We start from the raw sequence: 7,432 nt of genomic DNA on the forward strand, positions 1-7,432 counted from the left end.
CCCGGAAACGTCTTCCTGTGAAGATAAGACCAAATCGTCTGGGAGCAACGATTTCGTTACTATTATTTATGATTGGCTTACCGTTCATTTCTATCACCGGCATGGAATTCCTAGAGCGTGGTAATTTACACGAAACTATCCAATGGATAACTTCTAATCAATCGTTTTTCTTATTAAATGTCGGATTATCTTTTTGTTTGTTAGCTTTCATTTATGCCGTAGTAGGATCACTGGCAATTTCAGGATCGATCTCTACCTTAGTGCTTGGCATCATGGCGCTTATTTCTTATATGAAGGTGAAAATGATTGGGGAGCCATTCTTCCCTTGGGATATTTTGCTGAATAAAGAGAGTATGAATATTGCTTCACTTGTAACGGGCAAACCGGCACTTATTCGAATTGCTGCTGTGCTCATTATTGTGATTCTCGTACTTGCATTAAGATGGGTGATTCCTCGTGTAACCCTGCCTATTATTGCTCGGATTGGCGTGGCGCTGTTTTCATTTTATGCCTTGTATGCATTTGGGGTTAAAACACCGCTCGCCGGGAAAATTTTGGACCATTATGGGGTAAACGAAATCGTTTGGAATCAGCATGAGAACTATACGAATAATGGAACGGTCTTGGCATTTACCTTGAATGTCAAAAATTCTATTGTGCAAAAACCGGAAAGCTACAGTGACCAATCCATAGCTGCAGTTGCAGCTAATATCCAGCAGGCCACGATGAAGAGCCCAACAGCACCCAAAGCCTCCAAGGCTTCAGTCCCATTAAACGGGAAGAAGCCTAATGTCATTTTTATTATGAATGAGGCTTTCTGGGACCCTACGCTGCTTACGAATGTGACTTTTAGCAGTGACCCGCTGCCAACAATACATCGTCTTCAAAAAGAATCGACATCAGGCTACCTGCTTTCTCCGCAATTCGGAGGCGGTACGAGTAATGTGGAATTCGAGGTGCTAACGGGCAACTCCATGAGTTTCCTTCCGGGCGGATCCATTCCCTATCAACAGTATATTAGTAAGCCGGTGCCTAGCTTGGCGAGTTATTTTACAGGTCAAGGGTACAAAAGCATGGGGATCCATTCGTATGAAGGTTGGTTCTGGAACCGCAATAACGTATACAAACAACTCGGCTTCGATTCCTTTAAAAGCAGTGAGAATTTTGTGAATCCGGAGACGAAAGGATACTTTATTTCCGACGCTGAGGTATCCAGAACGATTATCGATGAAGTAGATAAAACGGAAGATCCCATGTTTATCTACACCGTGACCATGCAAAATCATGGACCTTACGACGATCCGCGGTACGGCGAAAATCAATTCAAGGTTGAGGGGAATTTGACACCTCAGGCTAAATCCATCTTGGAAACCTACACACAAGGCGCGCATGATGCCGATCAAAGCTTGCAAATGCTAATCGATCACTTTGAGAACTCAGATGAGCCGACCATGATCGTCTTCTATGGTGATCATTTGCCCATGTTAGGCTTTGACTACCAAGTGTATCAAGAAGCAGGCTTTATTAAATCCGGTAATACGAACCAATGGTCGTTGGATGAAATTAAGAAAATGCATAGCGTTCCGCTTGTAACTTGGTCGAACTTTGACATGCCGAAGCAGGATATTCCGCTTCTCAGTGATTCTTTTCTCGGTGCACACGTCTTAGATATGCTGCATATGGAGAAGCCGGCGAATTTCGCGTTGAATGGTGAAGTGGCTGCACAAGTGCCTGGGCTATTGAGCAACCTTGTCGTGGATAATTACCAACAAATGTACGCCACGGCACCGGAACCGGCCAAAGCGATAATCGGGGACTACCGGAATGTGCAGTATGACATGCTTTTTGGCAAGCAGTATTTAGCTGAGTATGTTGACCATGACTATTTAACGAAGACAGCTCAAGCTACCTATAATGAAGAATTCGGAAATGATGAACCTACTGAGCGTGCAGCGGGAGAAAGCACCGTTACACCAGCTGCAAAGCCTGCAAGCGTAGAGTAAGACACTCTTACACTATCGCAAGCTTAAACGCGAGAAATCAAAAGAGCTATCCCAAGTCAGTTAATGGGATAGCTCTTTTGTATGGATGAAACCCTGTTCCACCAATCGCAAATAATGATTGCCAACGGCAGAGTAATTTTGGTAATATATAATTCTGTCTCTATACGGCGGCTGCATCTAAAAACTTGTTTTTTTGAACGAAAAAACGTTGGAGGTGTTTCATGCTTTTTGCGGTTTTGGCACGCAAGGCTTATGCCAGAAACTTGCAGTATCGCGGCTCTCATATGCTGCATAATGGAGTGAGCGCTGTGTTTGGCTTCATTTACGCAAGCATTTGGACTGGCTTGGGTACAGATGCGTCACTCGGAGATTACGGCGCTCAAGGAATTGTAGGCTATATAGCTTTTAACCAAGCGATTCTGTGGATCACACAATTTACGACGAATGGACTCGGGCTGGAACAGTCGGTTCGTACTGGTCAAATCGCTGTTGATCTCATGCGGCCCGTTCACTTATTTTATCAGGCCATGAGCCGGGAATGGGGCCAGATTCTTTATCAATTTCTTTATAAATTTATTCCGATTTATGTCCTCTACATCTTCATTTTCTCCTTACAGCTCCCGAAACAAGCTTCTGTTTATGGCTGGACCGCCTTTGCGCTGGTCTTAGCGGCCTACATTTCACTTTGTACGAATTATTTAATTGGCGTTGCGGCTTTATGGACAACGGAATCTCGTTGGTTATATTGGTTGAATTATTCGTTCAGCATGCTGCTTTCCGGTTTTTTCATCCCCTTGGAATGGCTGCCAAATTGGCTTCGCACGATCAGTCAGTACACACCATATCCTTATTTACTCTATTACCCGACTCGCATTTACATGCAGCTAGAACAAGGAACTGTTGTGCTCGGCGCTCTTCTATGGAGCATCGGGTTTACTTGTGTCTGTTTGGCAGTCACGGCAGGGGTACGCAGAAAGCTGGAGGTGCAGGGCGGATGATGTTGGTTAAGCTATACATGCTGCTGATTAAAGCGAGCCTGCGAAGCCGGATGCAGTATAAATTCAATTTCTTTTTCTCAACAGCGATGGCTTCTTTTATTCATATTTCGGAATTTCTAATGGTTGCGCTAGTTATGATGCGCTTCGGAAATATCAAGGGCTGGACGTTGTATGAGGTTTGCTATTTGTATGGCGTCATGATGATATCCAAAGCGATTTATCGTACACTGGCTTCCGATGTTCATCATTTAGAGAAATATCTGGTATCTGGAGATCTCGATGCGCTTCTTACAAGACCGATTCCCGTTTTACTTGCACTCATGACTCAGAATAGTCGCGTGTTATTTGCTGAAATCGGCCAAGGTATTTTACTGCTTGTTATTGTGATGAAGGCTTTGATGGCTAATGGGCAAATTGGCTGGTCGGCCATACCTTTAACAGGGTTAATCATCTTAACCGGTGCTGTTATTTTGTTTGCTATTGGACTGGCTACAGCAGCCGCAGGCTTTTGGCTAACACGCATTGAATCCCTGCAAAATTTAACTGAGGACGCATCTCAAACCGCATCGCGGTATCCGCTCTCTTTGTATCCCAAATGGCTGCAAGGTACGTTGTTAGTGCTCATTCCGGTGGGCTTTGTTAATTACATTCCTGCGTTATATGTCCTGAGGCACCAAGGGGGTATGGGCATGCTGCTTGGTACAATGGCCGTTGCATGTGTCGCTCTCTGGTTGGCTATGCGTTACTGGAAACTAGGATTAACTCGCTATCAAAGTACCGGAAGTTGATCGGATGTTGTGTTCAAGAAGGAGGGATTATATGATCACTGTAACGAAATTACGTAAAACATTTCAAACACCTCTTGTCCAAGATGGCAGGTTCGCGGGTATTCGAACGTTGTTCTCGAGAGCCTACAAAGAGAAGGAAGCCGTACGTGATGTGAGCTTCGAGATTGAATCTGGGGAGTTCGTCGGGTATATTGGACCTAATGGCGCAGGAAAGTCGACAACCATCAAAATGCTCACCGGCATCCTTCACCCTACCTCTGGTGAGGTGCTGATTAATGGATATAGTCCACAGAAGCATCGTAGACGGGTTGTAAACCAACTTGGCGTTGTTTTCGGCCAGCGAAGCCAGCTTTGGTGGGATTTACCGGTCAAAGATTCCTATGAAATCCTTGCCGCGATGTATCGTGTGGATGAAGGCTCAGCACGTCGCAGGTTAGGTGAGTTGTCTGAGCTTCTGGAGCTTAAAGAGCTGATGGATGTACCTGTTCGTAAATTATCGCTAGGTCAGCGAATGCGGGCTGATTTGGCAGCCTCCATGCTGCATAATCCGGATATTTTATTCCTGGATGAACCGACGATTGGTCTGGATGTTGTGGCTAAGCGGAATATTCGAGGTTTCCTTCAGTCATTAAATCGTGATTTTGGTAAAACCATTTTGCTGACTACCCATGACATGGATGATATTGAGCAGTTATGCAAACGGGTGATCGTCATTAATCATGGGCAAATCGGCTACGACGGCTCGATCGATGAACTGCGTGAGCGGATTGGCTTGCCCACGATGATGAAAGTAGCTTACCGTGGGGATATTCAAGTGCCGGAGAGCTGGGAGCTTCCGTTTCGTATCGTACAACGGGAAGCAAGTATGCTTACCATTGCATGTAACCGTCAGGAACTGAAGGCGATGGATGTACTTCGAGTCGTCAGCAGTTGGGGCGATATGGACGATGTACATATGGAAGAGCCTGAATTCGAAGAGGTTATTCACGGCATATATAAATAGTTAGGGGAGAGAGCATCATGCCTATTGAGAATAAAGAACGCGAGAAGGAAGAGCAGCGCGTTGCCTCTGTACGTGCGAATATCCAGCAACGAATCATAGAATTGGGTCAGACGGTGGATGAACGTCGATCAGAAGCTACCGCAATCGGACGCGCATTCTGGGATGATATCTCCGTGAATGCAGACAATGATGATGATTTGATTGAGACGGCTGCAAGTATGGCTCAGCAGGAGCATGTCCTTCAGGGCCAGGAGCGCAGCTACCGCCTGGCGCAAGATGCGCTGCGCAAGCTGCAGCGTGTTGTGGATGCGCCATATTTCAGCCGTATTGACTTTAAGGAAAAGGGAGAGCAGGAGCGCGAGAAGATCTATATCGGCTTGACCTCTTTCATCGATGCGAAGACCGATGAGATTCTTATTTATGATTGGCGTGCACCGATTGCCAGCTTGTTTTACGATTATCCACCGGGGCCAGCGACATACCGTACACCCGAGATGGACGTCAGCGGTGAACTGATGCTCAAGCGGCAATACATCATCAAGGCCGGTGTGCTGCAGGATGTGTTCGATACCGGCATCAGCATCGGCGACGAGATGCTTCAGCAGATGCTGAGCCGCAGCGCCGATGAAAAAATGCACAGTATCGTTACGACGATCCAGCGCGAGCAGAATCAGATCATCCGTGATGATCGTCATAAAGTGCTTGTCGTGCAAGGCGCGGCCGGCAGCGGCAAGACCTCTGTTGCTCTGCAGCGCATTGCTTATTTGCTCTATAAATACCGGACGACGCTCAGCGCCGACAATATGATCCTGTTCTCGCCGAACTCATTGTTCAGCGATTACGTCTCTCATGTTCTTCCCGAGCTTGGCGAAGCGACGATGCAGCAGACAACCTTTCAAGATTATTTAACGCACAAGCTGAGCGATTCCGGTCTTACGCTCGAAGACCCTTATGATCAGCTGGAATTTATCCTGACGGGCACAGAACAAGATCCTGCCTATTCCGCTCGTTTACAAAGTATTCATTACAAGACCTCCGAGGCATTTCTCCGAGTGATTGATGTTTACGGGGAGAAGCTGAAAAACGGCGGCCTCCATTTCCTTGACTTATCTGTAGGGAAGAAGGTCCTGATCACAGCTGCTGACCTCTATGAGCGGTTTTATAGTAAATCTTCCATATTGGCGCTTGGAGAACGTATGGAGAATCTATCTGATTGGATTATGGGACAGTTGGATGAGATCCAAGTGGATGTCCAGAAAAGATTCTATCGTAAAATGGTAAGGGAACCCAAGTATCTAGGCTCTGAACCGGAAATGAAACGAATGAGCAAAGCCAAGGCTCACAAAGCCATTGCTCCGCTTAAAGAGAAGGTGCGGAAGCTAGCTTATGTGGATGTGCTCGGGATGTATCAGAATCTGTATATGAATAAAGAGCTGCACCAGGAATTGACGCACAAAGCTGGGCAAATCGTACCTGCATCTTGGGACACGATAAGCTCCTTCACAGCTGATGCACTTGCCCAAGGGACACTGCTTTATGAGGATGCGACGCCGCTTGTTTACTTAAAAGGTCTGATAGAGGGACAATTACGGGTAAGTACGATCCGTTATTGTCTGGTCGATGAAGCGCAGGATTACTCGCCGTTCCATTATGCCTATTTGAAGAAGCTGTTTCCGCGTGCCCGCTTTACATTGTTGGGCGATTGGAATCAAGGGATATTCACCCACGCCAATGTGAGTACGGATGACGACTCGCAAACGAGCGAGTATGCCTCCATTAGCGAGCTGATGAAAGAAGAAGAGACGGAGACGATTCGTCTCGTCAAGAGCTATCGCTCGACGCGCGAAATCGTCGATTTCGCAAGCAGCGTGCTGCCGAATGGCGAGCCGATCGAGCCACTCAGCCGCAGCGGCGAGGCGCCGCGCACGATCCGCGCGGCGAATGAAACTGAGCTTCATCGCCTAGTAGCTGAAGCTGCAGCAAGGCGCCGTGACGATGGGGCAAGCTCCGTCGCGATTATTTGCAAAACCGAGCGCGAGACGCGGCACGCCTATAAGGATCTTAAGGCGCTGCTGCCTGGATTAACGCGCATCACCAAGGAAACGCTGCACTATGAGGCAGGCGTGATGATTTTGCCGGCGTATCTGGCCAAAGGGTTAGAATTCGACGCCGTCATCCTTTACGATGCTGGCGAGGCCGTTTATGCCGAAGCCAAGGAGCGCAAACTCTTTTACACAGCATGTACCCGTGCCCTCCATCATCTGGATGTCTGTTATGTAGGCCGATTGACACCATTCCTGCCTGCTCCATAGACAGGTGTCCGTCCTCATCAGCCTTGCAAAACATAGGATCGATGCTGCGGCAGTGAACAGCTTTTAATGCTAACCACACATTATAGTTAATTAAGAGACTGCATCCGGTTTATGGGATGCAGTCTCTTTTTTTCAACCTGATAGTAAGCATAAGTTTTCGGAATGTAGAACGGATGATATGTTGAGCTGTAAAGCCGTTTTTCCGCGTTACAGAGGGCAAATGGCCGGTCAGCGACGCTGTAAGCACGAAAAAATGTGCTTACAGAGAAAGAAAAAGAGAGAACGTGCGGTATATTGAGCTGTAAAGCTGTTTTTCCGCGTTACGGAA

At 47.0% G+C, this 7,432-nt stretch carries 5 protein-coding genes; all 5 read left to right on the forward strand.

Annotation, left to right across the window (positions count from 1 at the left end; genetic code table 11):
• The first annotated feature begins 17 nt into the window (after nt 1-17).
• Entirely contained in the window at nt 18-2,003 is a 1,986-nt protein-coding gene (locus FU659_RS29680; RefSeq protein WP_261808137.1) for an LTA synthase family protein, read from the forward strand.
• Between the two features lie 221 nt (nt 2,004-2,224).
• Nucleotides 2,225-3,001: an ABC transporter permease gene (locus FU659_RS29685; RefSeq protein ID WP_147950878.1), complete on the forward strand. Its 777-nt coding sequence runs from the start codon at nt 2,225-2,227 to the stop codon at nt 2,999-3,001.
• Nucleotides 2,998-3,789 carry an ABC transporter permease gene (locus FU659_RS29690; RefSeq protein WP_147950879.1) on the forward strand — a complete coding sequence of 264 codons (792 nt, stop codon included), beginning with the start codon at nt 2,998-3,000 and terminating at the stop codon, nt 3,787-3,789. Before FU659_RS29685 ends, FU659_RS29690 begins: the two co-directional genes overlap by 4 nt.
• Nucleotides 3,790-3,820: 31 nt before the next feature.
• The gene (locus tag FU659_RS29695) at nt 3,821-4,792 is read left to right on the forward strand and encodes an ABC transporter ATP-binding protein (protein ID WP_147950880.1); all 972 of its coding nucleotides are present in this window, start codon (nt 3,821-3,823) and stop codon (nt 4,790-4,792) included.
• A gap of 17 nt (nt 4,793-4,809) precedes the next feature.
• Nucleotides 4,810-7,104, forward strand: coding sequence for an RNA polymerase recycling motor HelD (gene helD, locus FU659_RS29700; RefSeq protein WP_147950881.1), 2,295 nt, complete (start codon nt 4,810-4,812; stop codon nt 7,102-7,104).
• Nucleotides 7,105-7,432: the final 328 nt, after the last annotated feature.

Source organism: Paenibacillus sp. N3.4, from assembly GCF_008017805.1.
Lineage (GTDB): Bacteria > Bacillota > Bacilli > Paenibacillales > NBRC-103111 > Paenibacillus_E.